Source organism: Bacillus sp. SRB_8 (assembly GCF_003264205.1).
Taxonomy (GTDB): Bacteria; Bacillota; Bacilli; order Bacillales; family Bacillaceae_G; genus Bacillus_A; species Bacillus_A mycoides.
On the sequence record NZ_NADT01000018.1, the window covers coordinates 936,354 to 954,042 of the forward strand.

The 17,689-nt window shown below is 34.7% G+C and carries 18 protein-coding genes and 1 pseudogene; 9 read left to right on the plus strand and 10 right to left on the minus strand.

Annotated elements, in window-relative coordinates:
• The first annotated feature begins 112 nt into the window (after positions 1 to 112).
• Together pckA and B5P40_RS15065 are read left to right on the plus strand one after the other, a co-directional pair.
• Positions 113 to 1,699 (plus strand): phosphoenolpyruvate carboxykinase (ATP), encoded by a 1,587-nt coding sequence (pckA, locus tag B5P40_RS15060; RefSeq protein ID WP_002089118.1) that lies wholly within the window; start codon positions 113 to 115, stop codon positions 1,697 to 1,699.
• A 278-nt stretch (positions 1,700 to 1,977) separates the two neighbouring features.
• The gene (locus tag B5P40_RS15065) at positions 1,978 to 2,175 is read left to right on the plus strand and encodes a hypothetical protein (protein ID WP_113709371.1); all 198 of its coding nucleotides are present in this window, start codon (positions 1,978 to 1,980) and stop codon (positions 2,173 to 2,175) included.
• Positions 2,176 to 2,462: 287 nt separating this feature from the next.
• Here the strand turns inward: B5P40_RS15065 and B5P40_RS15070 are convergent, their stop codons facing one another.
• Complete coding sequence (locus B5P40_RS15070; protein ID WP_002129542.1) at positions 2,463 to 2,846, minus strand: ATP synthase subunit I; 384 nt, start codon at positions 2,844 to 2,846, stop codon at positions 2,463 to 2,465.
• A gap of 292 nt (positions 2,847 to 3,138) precedes the next feature.
• Here B5P40_RS15070 and B5P40_RS15075 point away from each other — a divergent pair, with 292 nt between their 5' ends.
• Positions 3,139 to 3,360 carry a hypothetical protein gene (locus B5P40_RS15075; RefSeq protein ID WP_002034446.1) on the plus strand — a complete coding sequence of 74 codons (222 nt, stop codon included), beginning with the start codon at positions 3,139 to 3,141 and terminating at the stop codon, positions 3,358 to 3,360.
• Positions 3,361 to 3,388: 28 nt separating this feature from the next.
• On the opposite strand, the gene B5P40_RS15080 is transcribed toward B5P40_RS15075, so the two are convergent.
• Both B5P40_RS15080 and B5P40_RS15085 read right to left on the minus strand, forming a co-directional pair.
• Positions 3,389 to 4,294: a DMT family transporter gene (locus B5P40_RS15080; RefSeq protein WP_113709372.1), complete on the minus strand. Its 906-nt coding sequence runs from the start codon at positions 4,292 to 4,294 to the stop codon at positions 3,389 to 3,391.
• A 113-nt stretch (positions 4,295 to 4,407) separates the two neighbouring features.
• Positions 4,408 to 4,731 (minus strand): iron-sulfur cluster biosynthesis family protein, encoded by a 324-nt coding sequence (locus B5P40_RS15085; protein WP_002089124.1) that lies wholly within the window; start codon positions 4,729 to 4,731, stop codon positions 4,408 to 4,410.
• Positions 4,732 to 4,939: 208 nt separating this feature from the next.
• On the opposite strand from B5P40_RS15085, the gene B5P40_RS15090 reads away from it, so the two are divergent.
• From B5P40_RS15090 to B5P40_RS15100, 3 genes and pseudogenes are all read left to right on the plus strand, one after another.
• Positions 4,940 to 5,122 carry a hypothetical protein gene (locus B5P40_RS15090; protein ID WP_002034443.1) on the plus strand — a complete coding sequence of 61 codons (183 nt, stop codon included), beginning with the start codon at positions 4,940 to 4,942 and terminating at the stop codon, positions 5,120 to 5,122.
• A 62-nt stretch (positions 5,123 to 5,184) separates the two neighbouring features.
• Positions 5,185 to 5,406, plus strand: a pseudogene (locus B5P40_RS15095) (Nif3-like dinuclear metal center hexameric protein); the annotation flags it as partial.
• Positions 5,407 to 5,543: 137 nt separating this feature from the next.
• Positions 5,544 to 6,524 (plus strand): collagen-like protein, encoded by a 981-nt coding sequence (locus B5P40_RS15100; protein ID WP_113709373.1) that lies wholly within the window; start codon positions 5,544 to 5,546, stop codon positions 6,522 to 6,524.
• A 258-nt stretch (positions 6,525 to 6,782) separates the two neighbouring features.
• Here the strand turns inward: B5P40_RS15100 and B5P40_RS15105 are convergent, their stop codons facing one another.
• Both B5P40_RS15105 and B5P40_RS15110 read right to left on the minus strand, forming a co-directional pair.
• Positions 6,783 to 8,000, minus strand: coding sequence for an ATP-binding protein (locus B5P40_RS15105; protein WP_113709374.1), 1,218 nt, complete (start codon positions 7,998 to 8,000; stop codon positions 6,783 to 6,785).
• A 25-nt stretch (positions 8,001 to 8,025) separates the two neighbouring features.
• Positions 8,026 to 9,255 (minus strand): ATP-binding protein, encoded by a 1,230-nt coding sequence (locus tag B5P40_RS15110; protein ID WP_113709375.1) that lies wholly within the window; start codon positions 9,253 to 9,255, stop codon positions 8,026 to 8,028.
• 172 nt (positions 9,256 to 9,427) lie between these two features.
• Between B5P40_RS15110 and B5P40_RS15115 the strand changes: the two genes are divergently transcribed.
• Positions 9,428 to 11,455: a catalase gene (locus B5P40_RS15115; protein ID WP_113709376.1), complete on the plus strand. Its 2,028-nt coding sequence runs from the start codon at positions 9,428 to 9,430 to the stop codon at positions 11,453 to 11,455.
• Between the two features lie 21 nt (positions 11,456 to 11,476).
• Positions 11,477 to 12,286 (plus strand): alpha/beta fold hydrolase, encoded by an 810-nt coding sequence (locus B5P40_RS15120; RefSeq protein WP_002129555.1) that lies wholly within the window; start codon positions 11,477 to 11,479, stop codon positions 12,284 to 12,286.
• Positions 12,287 to 12,335: 49 nt separating this feature from the next.
• Here B5P40_RS15120 and B5P40_RS15125 read toward each other — a convergent pair whose 3' ends face one another.
• Entirely contained in the window at positions 12,336 to 12,623 is a 288-nt protein-coding gene (locus tag B5P40_RS15125) for an ABC transporter permease subunit (RefSeq protein ID WP_002190974.1), read from the minus strand.
• 148 nt (positions 12,624 to 12,771) lie between these two features.
• On the minus strand, positions 12,772 to 14,838 hold the full coding sequence (locus tag B5P40_RS15130) for an LTA synthase family protein (protein ID WP_078176455.1): 2,067 nt from the start codon (positions 14,836 to 14,838) through the stop codon (positions 12,772 to 12,774).
• A 291-nt stretch (positions 14,839 to 15,129) separates the two neighbouring features.
• On the opposite strand from B5P40_RS15130, the gene B5P40_RS15135 reads away from it, so the two are divergent.
• A complete protein-coding gene (locus B5P40_RS15135; RefSeq protein WP_002190978.1) occupies positions 15,130 to 16,383 on the plus strand; it encodes a glycosyltransferase family 39 protein in 1,254 nt (417 codons plus the stop codon).
• A gap of 43 nt (positions 16,384 to 16,426) precedes the next feature.
• Here the strand turns inward: B5P40_RS15135 and B5P40_RS15140 are convergent, their stop codons facing one another.
• The 3 genes from B5P40_RS15140 to B5P40_RS15150 all read right to left on the minus strand — a co-directional run bounded on the left by B5P40_RS15140 (position 16,427) and on the right by B5P40_RS15150 (position 17,683).
• Positions 16,427 to 16,951, minus strand: a complete 525-nt coding sequence (locus tag B5P40_RS15140) for a YwbE family protein (RefSeq protein ID WP_113709377.1) — start codon at positions 16,949 to 16,951, stop codon at positions 16,427 to 16,429.
• A gap of 193 nt (positions 16,952 to 17,144) precedes the next feature.
• Positions 17,145 to 17,375: a hypothetical protein gene (locus B5P40_RS15145; protein ID WP_002143493.1), complete on the minus strand. Its 231-nt coding sequence runs from the start codon at positions 17,373 to 17,375 to the stop codon at positions 17,145 to 17,147.
• Positions 17,376 to 17,386: 11 nt separating this feature from the next.
• Entirely contained in the window at positions 17,387 to 17,683 is a 297-nt protein-coding gene (locus B5P40_RS15150) for a DUF3986 family protein (RefSeq protein ID WP_002015724.1), read from the minus strand.
• Positions 17,684 to 17,689: the final 6 nt, after the last annotated feature.

A 17,689-nucleotide genomic window follows, 5' to 3' on the forward strand; every position in this document is an offset into this window, starting at 1 on the left:
ATTCACACAAACAAAAATAAATAAATAGTATACATTATTTATATAATTGTGTTATACTATTTATGGGGATTACGAGAAATATTTCATTAAATGAAAAGGATGGTATATAAATATGAGTACTGTGAATGTCCAAATTGGTTTACATGAATTATTGAACGGAAGCAATGCACAGATTCAATTAAGTGTTCCGCAATTAGTGGAAAAAGTATTAATGCGAAACGAAGGGAAATTAACTTCTACTGGTGCCGTTTCTGCTTCAACAGGAAAATACACAGGACGTTCTCCTAAGGATAAATTTATTGTGAAGGAAGCATCGGTTGCTGACAAAATTGCTTGGGGAGCCGTGAACCAACCGATCTCTGAAGAACATTTTAATAAATTATATATAAAAGTTTTAGAATACTTAAAAGAAAAAGAAGAGTTATTCATCTTCAAAGGATTTGCTGGCGCTGATCGCAACTATCGCCTACCAATTCAAGTTGTTAACGAATATGCATGGCATAATTTGTTCGTACATCAATTATTTATTCGTCCAAATGAAGAAGAATTAGCAACTCACGAATCAGAGTTCACAATTGTTTCTGCACCAAACTTCAAAGCAGATCCAGCAATTGACGGTACAAATTCTGAAGCATTCATTATGGTTTCATTCGAAAAACGTATCGTACTAATCGGTGGTACAGAATATGCTGGAGAAATGAAAAAATCAATCTTCTCTATTATGAACTTCTTACTACCTGAACAAGACATTCTTTCTATGCACTGCTCTTCAAACGTAGGCGAAGAAGGCGACGTAGCACTATTCTTCGGTTTATCTGGAACAGGCAAAACAACATTATCTGCTGATCCAAACCGTAAATTAATCGGTGACGATGAGCACGGTTGGTCTGATAACGGTGTATTCAATATTGAAGGCGGTTGCTATGCAAAATGTGTAAACCTTTCTCATGAGAAAGAACCACAAATCTTCGATGCAATCAAATTTGGTTCAGTTTTAGAAAACGTTGTCATTGATGGTCAAACACGCATCGCTGACTATAACGATACTACTTTAACAGAAAATACACGTGCTGCATACCCTATGCATGCGATTGACAATATCGTACTGCCAAGTGTTGCAGGACATCCAAATACAATTATTTTCTTAACTGCTGATGCATCTGGCGTATTGCCTCCAATCAGTAAGTTATCAAAAGAGCAAGCTATGTACCATTTCTTAAGCGGTTACACTAGTAAGCTAGCAGGAACAGAGCGCGGTGTTACATCTCCGCAAGCTACATTCTCTACTTGCTTCGGTTCACCGTTCTTACCGCTTGATGCATCTCGTTATGCTGAAATGCTTGGTGAAAAAATCGAGAAACATGATGCGAAAGTATTCTTAGTAAACACTGGCTGGACTGGTGGCGAATACGGCGTTGGTAAACGTATGAACTTAGGTTACACTCGTGCAATGATTCAAGCAGCACTAAGCGGTGAACTTGCTAAAGCTGAAACTGCAAAACACGACATCTTTGGCCTTGAAGTACCTCGTCATGTTCCAGGTGTACCTGATGAAGTATTAATGCCTGAACAAACTTGGGCTGATAAAGATGCTTACAAGGCGAAAGCAATTGAGCTTGCAAACGAATTTAAAGAAAACTTCAAAAAATTCGACAGCGTTTCTGAAGCTATTATTAACTTAGGCGGTCCAATCGCTTAATTACAAATTTTCTGTTGGAATAACCCTTTTACTCATATGAATAAGTGTCGTGTAACCGTAAAGTTCCGCGTACTCACCGACAAAACCCAATGCGGCTTAACGGTTACACACACTTACATAAAAACGTAAGCTTCTTTCTATATCTTATATAAAGTGAAACTTTAATCTCTTCATCTATTGCATACCAATACCCATAAACTTACAGAAAATCCATTTTATAATCATTCGTTTGTAGTTTCCTATGATACATTTTACATATAAAGGAAAGGGTGAGACCCATGAAAAATTTTTCTCGTACAGGAAAAATTTTATTCAGTTATGGAGCGCTTCAAATGTTTTGGGGACTTGTAATGCTTAACGTTAATTTATTTGAGCATACAAGTGAAACGATAAAATACATTATTCTAATTACCGGAATAGTTTGTTGTATTGTATCCAACTTTTTTAAAGAACCTAAGAGTCATACTACTAAGTGATTTCATATTAACTTATTGGAAGCGGAAACCTATATTTTATACAAAGTTACGCTTCCTGTTGTACTATCCATCGCCGGATCCCTTATTCCAGAGTAAGCCAATTTTCAATTTAAATAACCAGATTTTCATATATACAAATTACGGCTTCGAACATATAAATTATATTCCTGCTCACTACCTCGCTCTGGTTTCACACCGCATGGGGCTAAAAAAGGCTCTGACCGCTTCTATCCACCGCTGGATCCTCTATTCCATCTAAAAAGAGGCTTTTCATCTTTTTATCTTTTTCAGCCCTTCGTTAATTCTTCCTCATCCTTCATACTATAATACCCTAAATTAATAACGATTAAGAAATAACCACCCAGAATACCTACTGCAAATGCCCACATTACCATATGATGCTCAATTTCGTACATGATAATAGCACCCAAAATTGCAGCTGCAAAGCGATTAAACATACCAAGCGTCGGCGCTTTCGTCTTCTTTACTATACTATCTCCAAGCTTTTCGATACGCCTTCCTAAAATCCAAACACAATACATGCTTACAATAAGTCCAATTCCTGCACCTAGAAAATGTGCTGAAAACGGTGTTAACATCCAGCCTAATAACAGAATACCTAGTAGATAATATGATTGAACTTTAAACGATTTTAATGACAAACTAATCATGCTGTACTCCCCTTCAATGTTTTTTCTATTTATCCAACAAAAGCTGTATAACTCATTTCTTTCGAGTCCATACTACTTAAAATCTATTTCATTCAAATTAAAAACAACATAAACGGTATGTTTATGTTGTTAAAATGCTTTCAGGAAATAATATTATACAAGATTTCTAATATAGAATCCCTCATAAATGTGACGTTTTTCAAAACATTTTCGTCCAATTATGAAAAAATTGATATCAATCTATGAACATACGGATATGATGTAATAAGCACATAAATAAAGGGGGCGTCTAATGATTTATTTTTTAATGGCTCTCATTCATCTCATTGTTCCTGCACTTATTGGACTTTCCTTGTATTGGTACACGAAAAAACATAGTATTTTCTATGCTGTCCTCGGTGTTCTTCTTCCAGGTATTATTCTTATTACACTCTTCCGCATTCCTTTTCTTAATTTAATCCCACTTATTACTGCCATTTTATTCCTCGTATTTTTACCAAAAATAAAAAAATAGGAAAGCAGATCATAGGTGATCTGTTTTCCTATTTTGATATAGGTTCTTGCACGATAGAATTAGCTTCTACTTTCTCTGATTTCACAAACCATAGACCGAAGAAAATGATGATTCCACCGATTATTTGTTGAAACGATACATATTCATTTGCCCATACAGCTGCAAATAAAACAGCTACAAGCGGCGTAATATACATATATACCATCGTATGTGACGCACCAATTTTTTGAACACCAACATACCACATGACTAAACCGAATACTGTTACAAAGAAAACAGAATATAGTAAAGCAAATAGTGTCATTCCGTGTGTAATGTGAAATGGCATGACAAATACATGTGGGCCACTTAACAATAAGAGCGGAATCGCTCCAACTAATGTCGACCATGCAGTAACACGTAATGCTGAGTATTTTTTAATAAGCGGCCCTGCTAAAACGGGGTAAAGTCCCCAACATATTGATGTAATAAGTCCAATCCCATTTCCGTAGAAAGAACTAGCGAGTGAATGCCCCGCTACTAAAACTAATGTAGCACCAATAAAGGCAATCATGGAACCAACTAACTTTCGAGAAGAAAATTTTTCTTGTTTCAAGAAAATCGCAAATACAGTTGTAAAAATAGGTGAAATAGATATGAGTAAAGAAGCATTTGTAGCGGATGTGTATTTTACAGTTTCCATAAATAACGTTTGATACAGTACAATACCTACAACGCTAACGATGATTAATCTTGGTATATCTTTTCGCTCCATATAAAGTGACTTTTCGATAAAGAACGTAAGTAATAACAGTAGTGGTGCTGCTGTCATCATTCGAACTGTAGTAAACTCAATTGCTGTAAATTCTAAAAGTCCATATTTCGCAATCGTATAGTTAATCCCCCAAATAATAACGACACTTAAAATTAATAACTCAATTCCCCATCTTTTCATGCGCAACTCCCTTCGCAAAGAGAATTATACAGAAAATTCAACTATATGTACATTTCATTATGTGAAAAAATCCATAAGAAAAAGGAGCATATTATATACTCCTTCTCTCTTCATTATACTCGAACATGTAACTTCATATTCGGATTATAAAACTGGCTTGGGCTCTTCAGCTGGAAAGTCCCTCCAACTTCATGCCAATCAACTGTTAATTTATCATCCATAAATACAAGCTTTGTGCGATCTGCAATAAAGTTTAGTACGCTTGATTCGATATCTACATCGCGCTCATCTTTCTCTGAAACGGCTACTAAATCGATAATCCCGCTCATAACACAACCGCAACCTTCATTATCATAAAATAACTTTATATATTTCGTTTCACTTGGAATCGTATCCATAATCTTTTTATATGCTGCCTCTGTTACAGTAACGTACATGTGTTAACCTACATCCTCTCTTCTCGTATCATTTATATATTGTACCACCATTTTTCTCGAATCTTATATGCAGAAAATTAAGACTACTATGAAATATATGTGATAAAGTGAAACTTTAATCAGGGAGGTATCCATCCCCCTCTGATTATTAGCCCTCGCCAATCAGGTTACGGGCAGTTAATGCGTGATAAAGGAGGTTGTATCACTGATGTTCAAACTACAGCGATATCTCATTTTCTTAGGTCTATTAGGTAGCTTTTTTATTTCTAGCGGAATGGTATTACAACATATACTTCCCTATTCTCCTTCTATTGGCTGGATTCTAGGTTTTATTTGTTTCCTATCCGCTTCTTATTTTTCCATAAAAAAACAAAAACAACTAACAAAGTAAGAACTATCTTAAGGAGGATTACCAAACATGCCAGCCTTAAAAGAAATAGAACAATAACTTAATCATTTATTACAGGAGAAATCCATTGCCATATCGACAATGATTATGGTAGGCATAAATACTCACTCATTATGGATTATGCGAAAGAAACAAATATGTCACTCATCGGTTTGTCACACTCTGCCTCTGAATATTTAGTGAAAGAGACATTGATGTATGATTGGTTTAAAGAGAATTTTGATGTAGATGTTACTTTGATTCCGCAGGAGACCTGGTGGTTATAAAACTAATAACACCTCCCCTATTTTTAAAATCTATATACACAATACGATCCACCACACAAAATATAGAATCTACAATATATATATAGTAGTTCTACTTTTAAAACTAGATTTTCAAAAATATAGAAAGGAGATAATATATGTACCAACGCAATTGCTTTAGTTGTGACGGTAGACGCAACAGCGGTTCTATCGGCGCTACTGGACCTACTGGCAATGCCGGGCCTACCGGGGCCGGTTTGCAAAGTACTACCGCTTTTAGTCTAGCAGCCGCTCCTAACTATAAAAAGGGACAAGTTGTCACTTACACGAGTAGCGGCTATGTTGTAAAAAAAGATGCACCTCAAGGATTTCCGAATGTGTCTCAAGATTATATCGTATTGGTAGAAGGTGGTCCTACTGGTTCTACCGGAACTACCGGTTCTACTGGTGCCACTGGTTCTACCGGAGTCACTGGTTCTACCGGAGCTACCGGAGCTACCGGAACTACTGGAGTCACTGGTTCTACCGGAGCTACTGGTTCTACTGGAGTCACTGGTTCTACCGGAGCTACTGGTTCTACTGGAGTCACTGGTTCTACCGGAGCTACCGGAACTATTGGTGCCACTGGTTCTACCGGGACTACTGGACCTGCTGGTAGTTCAACAGCGAAAAGTATTGTTTTTCAAGGGACGAATGCTGGGTTTCAACGTATAGCAGGTTCTCCAGGAATTGATTCTAACGTTATTCCGTATGTAACTGCTGGAGCTGGAAATATAGTTGGTTTTGCTACATCTATAAATATTAATAACTTACCCGCTGCTGTTTATACGATTGATATTTGCAGGAATGTCCCAACAAACCTCTCTGCCCCTACCTCTAGTTACATCCTATCTACTATTACTTTAACTACTACAGATAAAATTACGGGAACTATGACATTTTCAATTAAACCTACGGATATTGGCTCTAGACAACCTCAAGTGTATAACCCTACTCCAGCACCTGGACCTGCCACTGTAACTTGGACTAGTATTACAACCGGAAACCTGTTTTCGAGGGGGGATGCGATATCTCTTTATATTACCCCCGGGATTACGGCAAGTTCTGTATATTCTATTTTTCTAATCACTGATATATAATCCACACTTACAAATCATTCATTTACAAAAAGGACCTCGATGCCGAGGCCAAAAAAATTGCAAATAAATTAAAACAAATAACAGACAAATTTATTATATACTCTCGCTTTAAAACACCCATATTTTGGATTGTGAATTTGTACAGTTTGTCAATGTTGTAAACATCCCGTTTATTAAAATTCCGTACTTCCTTCCACACTGAAAAGGGAAATCACTCTAAAGAAAGTGATTTCCCCTTTTTAAAATATCCCACTATAATTAAATCGGCAACATAATCTCAACAGTCGTTCCAACTCCAACTTCACTTTCAAAGTTCAATTTACCGTGGTGATCTTTAATAATTTTTTCCGTAACTACTAATCCTAATCCTGTTCCAGTTTCTTTCGTTGTGTAAAAAGCTTCATTTAGCTTCGGAATTTTATCTTTCGGAATGCCGCATCCCTCATCTATAATTTGAACAATGATCACATCTTCCACTATAACTTTTACAGTAATAGTTCCGCCAACTGACATTGCTTCAATCGCATTTTTTATTAAATTAAAAAATACTTGTTTCAATCGTTTTTCCTCACATGTAATTGATGGTATATCTTTACTATAAATAGCATGCATTTTTATTCCTTGTTCTAAAGCTGGCTTTTCCATAACCCTGATAACATAAGAGATGATTTCTTTAATATTATACGTTTCGGATTCTACCGATTTAGATTTCTCAAACCCATTTAGTTCTGTAGCAATTGTATGAATTCGCTCTACTTCCTGTCTCATAATTTCACTATAAATTTTATCTTCTGGATATTTTTTCGCTTGCTTATTCACAAGTTTTTTCAATTTTTCTAACGGTCTTCTAATCTTATCGCCAATTACTGTCGCCATTTTCCCAACCATTGCTAATTTCTCTACATTTCGTATTTCTTTATCCATCATTTCAAGTGTACGAACGTAAGATTGGAATCTTAAAAATATAATCCAACATATAATAACAAACACGCTATATAATGCTATTGGGATAAGAACAATAAAGGATTGAACAACGAATCCCATAAGTGCATATTTTCCAACAATAGTTCCGGCAACTAACCAAAAGTACCTCTTATTCACAAATATTGGTGCAAATAAAATAAAGAATCCTTCTACTATATTCCCGCCATCAAATTCCGCATCACTTCCGTAATAAATAATGAAGTTATTAATAAAATCCAATATATTATAGCCAATTAAAATAATATACTTCACAATATACGGCTTTTTCCATTTCATAAAATAAAATCCTATAAAGAATAATCCAACCATCAAACTATATAGCCATAAACCTAATCCTTCTCCAAAAGCATCTGCTAGTTTTTGATTTTTATCTGATAAAAGGACAAAAACTTTTTCAGCAAAATCATACGCAAAAAATATAACGAAGAATAAGCTTAAAAATATTATTAATGCCTTTATCTCTTCTTTTTCAAATATATTGCCTTTTTCCATATGATAACTCCTTTAACAACACCTCTTAATCTTGTGTCACATTGCGCTCACATTTTTTCGGGAGCAGTATTTCTACTCTCGTTCCTTTCTTTACTTCACTAGAAATGTGTAATTCTCCAAGATGCTCTGTCACAATTCGCTCTGCTACCGTAAGACCTAATCCAATTCTATCTTGCTTCGTTGTATAAAAAGCATCCTTAACTCGTCCTAAATTATCCTTTTTTATCCCAAAACCACTATCTACTATACTTACTATTACATAATCTCTTTTTTTATTTTCAACTTGTATTTTTAATGTTCCGCCATGTTCCATTGCCTCTAAAGCATTTTTAATAACATACAAAAATACTCCTTTTAATTTGCGTTTATCACATTCAATTTCACTTCTATTTTGCTCTTCATTAAAGGTGCAATTTATATTTAACTCATTCATTTTTCCGCGCATGTTTTCTACCGCTTGTACTAAAACATCACTTACAATGTGTTTTTCATAAACAGAAGGTTTACATGCAGCAACCTCCATTAATTCACTAATCATATTATTCATATTTTCGATTTCGAGAATCATTTGTTCATATGTTGCATCTTTTTCGTGTTTCTCTTTTTGTAATTGCGTAAACCCTTTTAGTGAAGCAAGTGGGTTTTTAATTTCATGTCCGACTGTCGCTGCCATTTTTCCGATAACCGCCAATTTTTGTGACTGACTTGCCTCTGCAATACGTCCCTTTACTGCTGAAAGATATTGTAAAAATCGATTTAAAATAATAAATGACACGAAAAGTAACACCATATTTATAACAAGAGACATAAACAGGTTAAGTTCTCCAAATACAAATAGGTATATCATATATTTCCCTATAAGGAATGGAGCTAAGACAAATAAATATTTTTTGCTCAAAAAGATCGGTACGAAGAAAATGAAAATATATTCAATTACATTCCCTTCATCAAATGCTATTCTATTATGAAAAGCATACCATCCAATATTAAAAGTCTCTGCGATCATGTATGCAAATAAATATGTATATTTAACTAAATATGCTTTTTCTCTCTCAAATAAGTAAACACTAATACCTAATATAGCCATAATATATGCAAGCTTCCATATCCCTTTATGCCAATTTCCTAAAGGCATTGTATCTTCTAATATAATCGCGTATGCAACCTCGTATACAATTAAAATAACATGTATTACCCATAAGAAAATCTTAGCGTTTTTCTTTTCTTCTTTAGCTGATAGAAAACTCTCTTCCACTTCAACACCCCTTCAAAAGAATACCATTTATTATAATAAATGATTTTCATAGACAAACAAAGATAAATTGAACAAATGAGGAAAATCAATCCATAGATAATATACTTCCCCACACCATATGTAAGCATAAAAACCATGAACAATAATACGTATAATATGGGAGGTGCTTTATATGGACGGTCGTGAAAATAAGAAGATAGAACAGTTACAATCCTTTACGAAAAACAATGAAGGAAAAGAGATGACAACGAATACGGGTGTCAAAATTTCAAATGATGAAAACTCTTTAACCGCCGGCGATCGTGGTCCTACACTTTTAGAAGATTTCCTGATGCGAGAAAAACTCGCTCATTTTGACCGTGAACGAATTCCTGAAAGAGTCGTTCATGCCCGCGGTTACGGAGCACATGGTGTTTTTGAGCTATATAATTCTTTAGAAGACTTAACAATGGCTCATTTTTTACAAGACCCATCTAAAAAGACACCTATTTTTATTCGTTTTTCTGAAGTTGCTGGATCAAAAGGTGCAAATGAAACGAACCGAGATGTACGAGGATTCGCTGTTAAGTTTTATACAGAGGAAGGAAATTTCGATTTAGTGGGTAATAACATTCCGATTTTCTTCATTCAAGATGGTATTAAATTTCCGGATCTTATTCATGCTCTTAAACCAGAGCCACATAATGAGATTCCCCAAGGACAAACAGCACACGATACTTTTTGGGACTTTATCGCCAATAATCAAGAATCAGCTGCGATGATGATGTGGATTATGTCGGATCGCGCAATTCCGAGAAGTTTTCGAATGATGCAAGGGTTCGGCGTTCATACATTTCGTTTAGTTAATAAACATGGGAAGTCACGATTCATAAAATTCCACTGGAAGCCAAAGCTTGGCGTTCACTCGTTAATTTGGGATGAAGCTCAAAAACTAGGCGGCGCTGATCCAGATTATCATCGCCGTGATTTATGGGAAAATATTAATGCCGGAAACTACCCTGAGTACGAACTTGGCGTTCAAATTTTAGAAGAAGAGGATGAATTTAAATACGATTTCGATATATTAGATGCAACAAAAATTTGGCCGGAAGAAGACTTCCCTGTTAAGATCATCGGAAAAATGACGTTAAACCGAAACGTTGATAACGTATTTGCGGAAACAGAACAAGTCGCACTGCACCCTGGAAGCATCGTCCGCGGTATCGATTTTACAAATGATCCTCTCTTACAAGGTAGACTCTTTTCTTATACAGATACACAATTAGCCCGCGTCGGTACAAACTATCAAGAGTTACCGATTAATCGTCCGGTATGTCCTTTTCATAACAATCAAAGAGATGGTGCGTCTAAATATATAATTGATAAAGGAAAAGTCGCTTACCATAATAACTCTTTAGCTAATAACTCTCCCTTTACTGTACCTGGTACGAAAGGCGGTTTCGTTACATATCCTTCTACTGTTTCTGGACATAAAACAAGAGAGACAGCCGCAAGTTTTAAAGACCATTTCTCACAAGCCCGTTTATTTTGGAATAGTATGAGCCACGTCGAAAAAATCCATATTATGCAGGCCTTTTCCTTTGAATTAGGAAAAGTAAAAAGTAAATCAGTTCGCCAACAAGTCGTAGGTATGATTGGTCATATAAGTACGGAATTAGCTACTTTAGTAGCTGAAGCAGTCGGGGCAACAGTACCAAATGTTCAAGAATCAAATGTTACAAAATCCTCACCAGCACTAAGTATGGAACATACAACATTCAGCCCAAATACATTACGAGTAGGCGTCATTGTGGCAAACGGATATGACGGTCAAAACGCACAATATATTATAAATCAATTCAAACAAGCCGGTCTTCAGCCCGTTATTATTTCCGAACGATTAGGTTTTGTGCAAGGCTCTCAAAATGGACAGTGGGAAGTGAATGATACTTTCTTAACAGGATCACCACTTCTTTATGATGGGCTACTTCTTATTGGTGGAAATATTAATGATCATTTTCTTAACAAGGCAAGTTCATTCGTCGTAGAATCGTATAATCACTTTAAGCCAATTGGCGCTTTCCAAAATGGAACTACTATTGTTCAATCTTTAAACATCGAAGGAAAACCTGGCGTTATAACAGAACAAAATCCTACCTTACTTGCGAATGAATTTATTCAGGCAATGACAAAACAGCGATTTTGGGAGAGAGCCTACTAAAATGCATGAGGAGGATACATCATGTTCGTTACAGTGGAAAAAGATGTACACATTTTTGTTGAGGATATTAACCCAGGCCCTGGAAGTAAACCTGTCTTCTTCGTTCATGGCTGGCCTTTAAATCATCAAATGTACCAATATCAATTTAATATCTTACCACAACATGGTTTCCGCTGCATCGCCATGGATATACGAGGAAACGGACAGTCTGATAAACCATGGACTGGTTACACTTATGATCGTTTAGCTGATGATATCGCAATTGTATTAGATGCACTTCAAATAGAAAATGCTACGTTAGTCGGCTTCTCAGTCGGTGGTGCTCTCTCTATTCGGTATATGTCACGATATAATGGGCGTCGTATTTCCAAACTTGCATTAGTGGATGCTGTCTCTCCTTCTTTCGTGAAAAACCAAGAATCCCCTTACGGCGTACCGAAAGAACAAGCAGATGCTCTGATTGCTCAAATGTATGTAAATTTACCTAAGTTTCTAAGTGATGTATCTTTATCATTTTTTAATAGAAACTTAGGAGCTGCCACGTTAGAATGGTTTTCTTATCTCGGTATGCAGTCCGCTTCTTATGCTCTCATCAAAATTTTGCAAGCCGCTGCAAACGAAGACGTAACGAAGGACTTAAGTAAAATTAACGTCCCAACAAAAATATTCCACGGTGTTCACGACCAACTCATCCCTTATAAAAGTGCTGAGCTAACAAAAGAGCGAATTAAAAACTCTGAACTATATCCTCTTACAAATAGTGGCCACGGCTCTCCAATCGATCAAGCGGATGAATTAAATAAGGAACTGATAAAATTTTTAAATTCATAGTTCCTTTACAGTAAAAAAAGAATTTGCCCTTACGGCAAATTCTTTTTTCTTAACTACCTTTTGCACGAGCAAATTCCACATATGGCTTATTCTTCTCCTCCATTAAAAATAAAACGATAATGCGGAAAAAATGAAAAGTTGGAACAATAGTCATACAAAGAATAGGTAAAAAATAAACACGCTCATCGTTAAACGCATAAATACTAACAACTCGAAATCCTGTTTGTTTATAAATCCACACAACAAATAATTGTAAACTAAAAATTAATAATAAATCTGGAACTGATTCTATTAAAATTAAACAAATTGTCCAATTATATACTAGATGAAAATTCACACACTTCTCACAAATCAATTATTAAAACGGCTCTATTTTAATTTATACTAAATGTACAAGTAATACTCCCTAAACCTAGCTTGTCTGGTTATCCCGTTAAATACTATGAAAAAAGAACTTGTATCGTATACAAGTTCTTTTTTGTCGCCTATTTAAATAATATATCCTTACTATATTGCTTTCCGATGAGTAAGTCATATTGAATAAACTCATATTGCTTTAACATTTCTTTTTGTTTTTCTGTTAAACTTTTTATTGCTTCTCCGTCTTTTCCTATCTTCAATTCATCACGAAGTACGGGAATTTCTTCATATAACTTCGATAAAAATTGATAGAACGGTACCTTATTTAATCCAGCATAATCAAAGACAAGATTTGAAAAATAGATTGGACTTACTAAACCTAAATTGTCATTTGGCATATCAAAATTTGCATACATTAATAACGGCGTTTGCGCCATCGCTAATCGTTCACTTGGCGTTTTTTCATTTGTTATATAACCAGTCTCTTTATAAAGAGATTTATTTGTTCCTAGTGATGGGAGATGATCCCCAAAGAATACTAATAATGTAGGTCTATCTAAATTATCTAGCTCCTCTATTAAATATTGAAGAGCTTCATCTGAACGTCTTAACCCTTCTGTATAAGTCTCTAATTCAGCCTTCGACTCTTCATTTTCTAATCCACTAATCTCTATTTGATTTTCACCAAATCTTCCTTCTGTAAATGGAAAATGATTTTGCATCGTAACTGCATGAACAAACGTAGGTTTCTTTTGCTTCTCTAATTCAGCTATTATCTCTTTACTCATAGATAGATCGCTAATATAATCTCCATCAACTTCTACATTTTCCATCGTATCTTGTGCATTAAACTTATCAAATCCTAACACTTTATATACATCATCCCGTTTAAAGAATGAGCGACCGAACGAATGAATTGCACTTGTATAATACCCTTCTTTTTTCAAAGCTCGAGGAATTGATGGAATTTCTTTCTTATTTGTAACAACTTGCTGATACGGTATAGATCCTGGTTTTAACAAACTCATTGAATAACTCGTTAATACCTCAAATTCAACGTTCGCAGTATTTCCTCCAAATGCAGGAGAAATAGTTTGTCCACCAGGAAAACTTTCTATATAATGATGCAAATTAGGTAAAGGATCTTCACTAAAGGACAGGTTCGTTAACTTCGTTGGATCCCAAAACGATTCACTCATTACAAAAATAATATTCGGTTTCTCTTTTTGCTTCTGCGCCCCTATATTGCTACTATATTGTTTCTTTATATCGTTTGCTATTTGAAGCATATTTTCTTTTGAATAATCTTTCGGCTTTTCAATGACTGTCGTATCTAAATTACTTATAAATCCTAGCACAAAACCATTTGAAGCATAATTTTCATTTTGATCCCACAAAACGAACTCTATACCCGACTTTTGAAACCATTTATTTATAAACGTATTCGTAAAATTACCATACACATATAAAATAAAAACGGATCCTATTATAAATAGAACTCGTACGCCTGCATGAACTTTTACATTTTGAATATACTTCCTCACATACATACCCGCCAAAATACAGACAACAACACTTACAATAACAAGAAGAATATAACCCCAACTAAAATAATCCATCACCATTGGTATAACAGATTGCATATGTCCAATCTGTGTAAAATCAGAAGGATATAGTGGGTCTCCCCTAAAAACAATTTTGAAGTGATTTACAATAGCCAAAATGATTAGCAAAATGCTTGCCAAAATAGTACTCAAAAAAACTTTCCCAAGCACGTTATACACCAAAACATATATCGCATAAATTACAATTAAACTAAATATAAACTGTGCGTTATAATTGTAAATCCAATTCAGTGTATTTACGAGATTCATATTATTTTGCGTGAAAATAAAAAGCAAAGTAACCACATGCGCTACTAAAAACATTCTAATATAAATCCGAATAATCGGTTTAAATTTATTAACAATATCTTTATTCAAATGCGCAACATACAATAGTACAATCCACATCAAAATTGTCATTATACTTAAGACAATTTTTTGATTTAACATATCTTTCATCGTATCTAAACTAAAATATTTTAAAATCAAAAAAAGTGTGGGTATTACATATAGGGTTACTAGGCCACTTAACATCGCTGAAATTAATATACTTCTTCTTGGCTGATGAAATGAAAAATCACACCTCAATTCATTCCCTCTTTTCTGTTTATTAATTTCACCCCGCACCGTAAAAACAGTTTCTATTAAGATAACATACTTCACGCATTTCGTCTTCACACTGGATTCTACTATAACTGTAGTTTCTTAATTCTCCCTTAATCAACAGTTAATTTTTGGAATACCAACTATTCATTCTTAAAAAACTAAATTCCTTCATTCCACTTTATGATATAATAACTATGTTTTGGAAAACCTTAATACTAATAGGGTTTTATCATGAAAATACGAAAGAAACAATAAAAAAGGAGATGCTCATTTTTGCTAAATAAGTTTAAAAATCTACCTAAAGCGGTATATGTAATTTTGGCGCTTTCTTTCCTACTGCACGTTTTTTGTCTAGTAAAACAGCCAGGATTAGATGGAGAGTTAGTCAAAGTAACATATGGTGCAAATGATGCCTTTAACTATTCGTTAACAGCTGAACAATTATTAAAACATGGTGTATTTGGCTATGTTTATTTAGAACCTAGTGAAGTGCCTGGAAAAAATGCATACATCACACCAGGTCAGCCGCTATTATTAGCTGGTGCTATGATTATTTCTGATGTTACATCACTTCCTTACTATTACGTAGCAACTGTTATTAATATGATACTAAACCTTTGCACAGTGTTATTAGTATTCTTAATAGGGAAAGAGTTATTTGAAAAGAATATTTACGGAATTGTTGCGAGTATTTTATATGCTATTTATCCAAGTAACTATACATACTTCCGTACATTACTAACAGAAGTTCCTTCAATATTCTTATTATCGTTAAGCGTGTATGTATTTGTTCTCGCATGGAAATACAATAAAGCAAAATTCCATATATGGTTTGGAATTGTCGTTTCCATTTTACTTATGTTCCGCCCAAATCCAGCTCCAATGATGCTCATTCCTGTTCTTGTCGTCTTATTCACATATGGATTTAAAGACTCAATTCGAATTGGATTATTATGGTTCATTGGCCCGTTCTTTATTATCGGTGCCTGGGTTGTTCGTAACTATTTAGCGTTCAATCAATTTATCTTATTCTCAACCCAAGGTGCAGACCCATTAATTGCCGGTGCAGATCCATTTAACAAAATTGGCTATGAAAATGTAGTTAACCAAATGAAAGCCCAGGGCTTAGATGATAAAAATGCATACGCAAAAGATTTAATCAAAAATGGATTTAAAACGGACTTCACATATTGGTTCTCTTGGTTCACTGTCGGTAAAACAATTGAGTTATTCAAAACAGCTCCTGCTGTAGACCAATACCGTATTCATAACTTTATACAAATGTGTCATAGAGTCTTTATCATCGGTACATTCTTGAGCAGTTTCTGCTTCATGCTAAATTCATTTAAGCATAAGCGCGTTATGATGCTAGTAGCAAGTTCTGTTATTTACATCATCTTCTCAAACTTATTCTTAGCAATTAATCGCTACGGATTTTTCATTAACCCTCTTATGTGCTTAATTCTTGCATACGGGTTAGTTTACGCTGTGCAGAAGCTTCCATTTTTCCGCACTAGCCAAGCATAATAAAAAAAGAGGTCGTCCAAAAATGGACGACCTCTTTTTTTATTTATCCAACACTTTGAACACGGCCAATTTGTCCATCTTGTAATCGAACCTTAATTCCGTACGTATGTGTTTCCGTGTTTGTTAAAATATCTTTCACAACACCGCTCACTGTTTTACTATAATCTTTATCTAATTGAATAACTACATGTGAACCAACCGAAATTTGTGATCTTGTCGGTTTACCACCTGTTGCTTCTGTTGTTTTTTCTTGTTTTTGTGTTCTCTCTTGTTGTGCAGACTGTTGTTGCTGAATCTTCTGTTGCTCTTCTTGCTTACGTTTTTCTTGCTCTACTCTTTGTTGCTCTTCTTGCTTACGTTTTTCTTCTTCTACTCTTTGCTGCTCTTCTTGCTTACGTTTTTCTTCTTCTACTCTTTGCTGCTCTTCTACCTTCTTATCTTCTTCAACTTTCTTCTCATCTATTTTCTGTTCTTCCGATGCTTTCAGCTTTTCCTCTTCATCTTTACAAGCTGTTAAAACCACTACACATAAGCTCATAAGCAAAAATAATAATAATTTCTTTAACATTAAAAAATCCTCCTATATATACATTACAAATAATGACCTTTAATAGAATAACAAATATGTATAAACCCCTTTGTCGTAATTTGTCGTATACATTGGATTTTCCATGTAACACTACATGCTCCAAATAGAGAAGAACCTGTCGTGTGACAGGTTCTTCTCGTTATTTATTAGGATACGATGATTAGCATGTTTACTATACAAGAGGAAGCATCCATATTTTCCATATGATACTTACGATTACTATAAGTACAAAATCAAACAAATCTAATCTCGGACCCTTTTTCATAGTCATGTCTAGCCACATATAAATCCATTTCATTTCCTTATATTTATGAATATTTTTCTTTGCGAATCGGTAAGTAAGCACTTGCATGATGTAAATTCCAATTACGCAAATAAGCAATAAGATGAGAAATTCAAACACAAAATTCCTCCCTATTTTTGAAGCGTTCTTTCTACTATATGGTTCTTCAAAACCCATTCCTCAAACTGAGCACTTCCAAATTCCCAGCTCAAATCACGAGCATGTACAGAAAAAACGTAATAACCGGCATATTCGTCCATAAACACCCCTGCCCCTACATCATCTTTTTGAATACCGTATACTCCAAAATTAAAATACACATCCCACACGTCTTCATGCTTCCTCTTATAAGCAATCGATTCCATATCACATTCAGTTCCGAAATAATCAAGATGTAAATGTACGCTATCATCGTATTCGTAATCCATTTTATC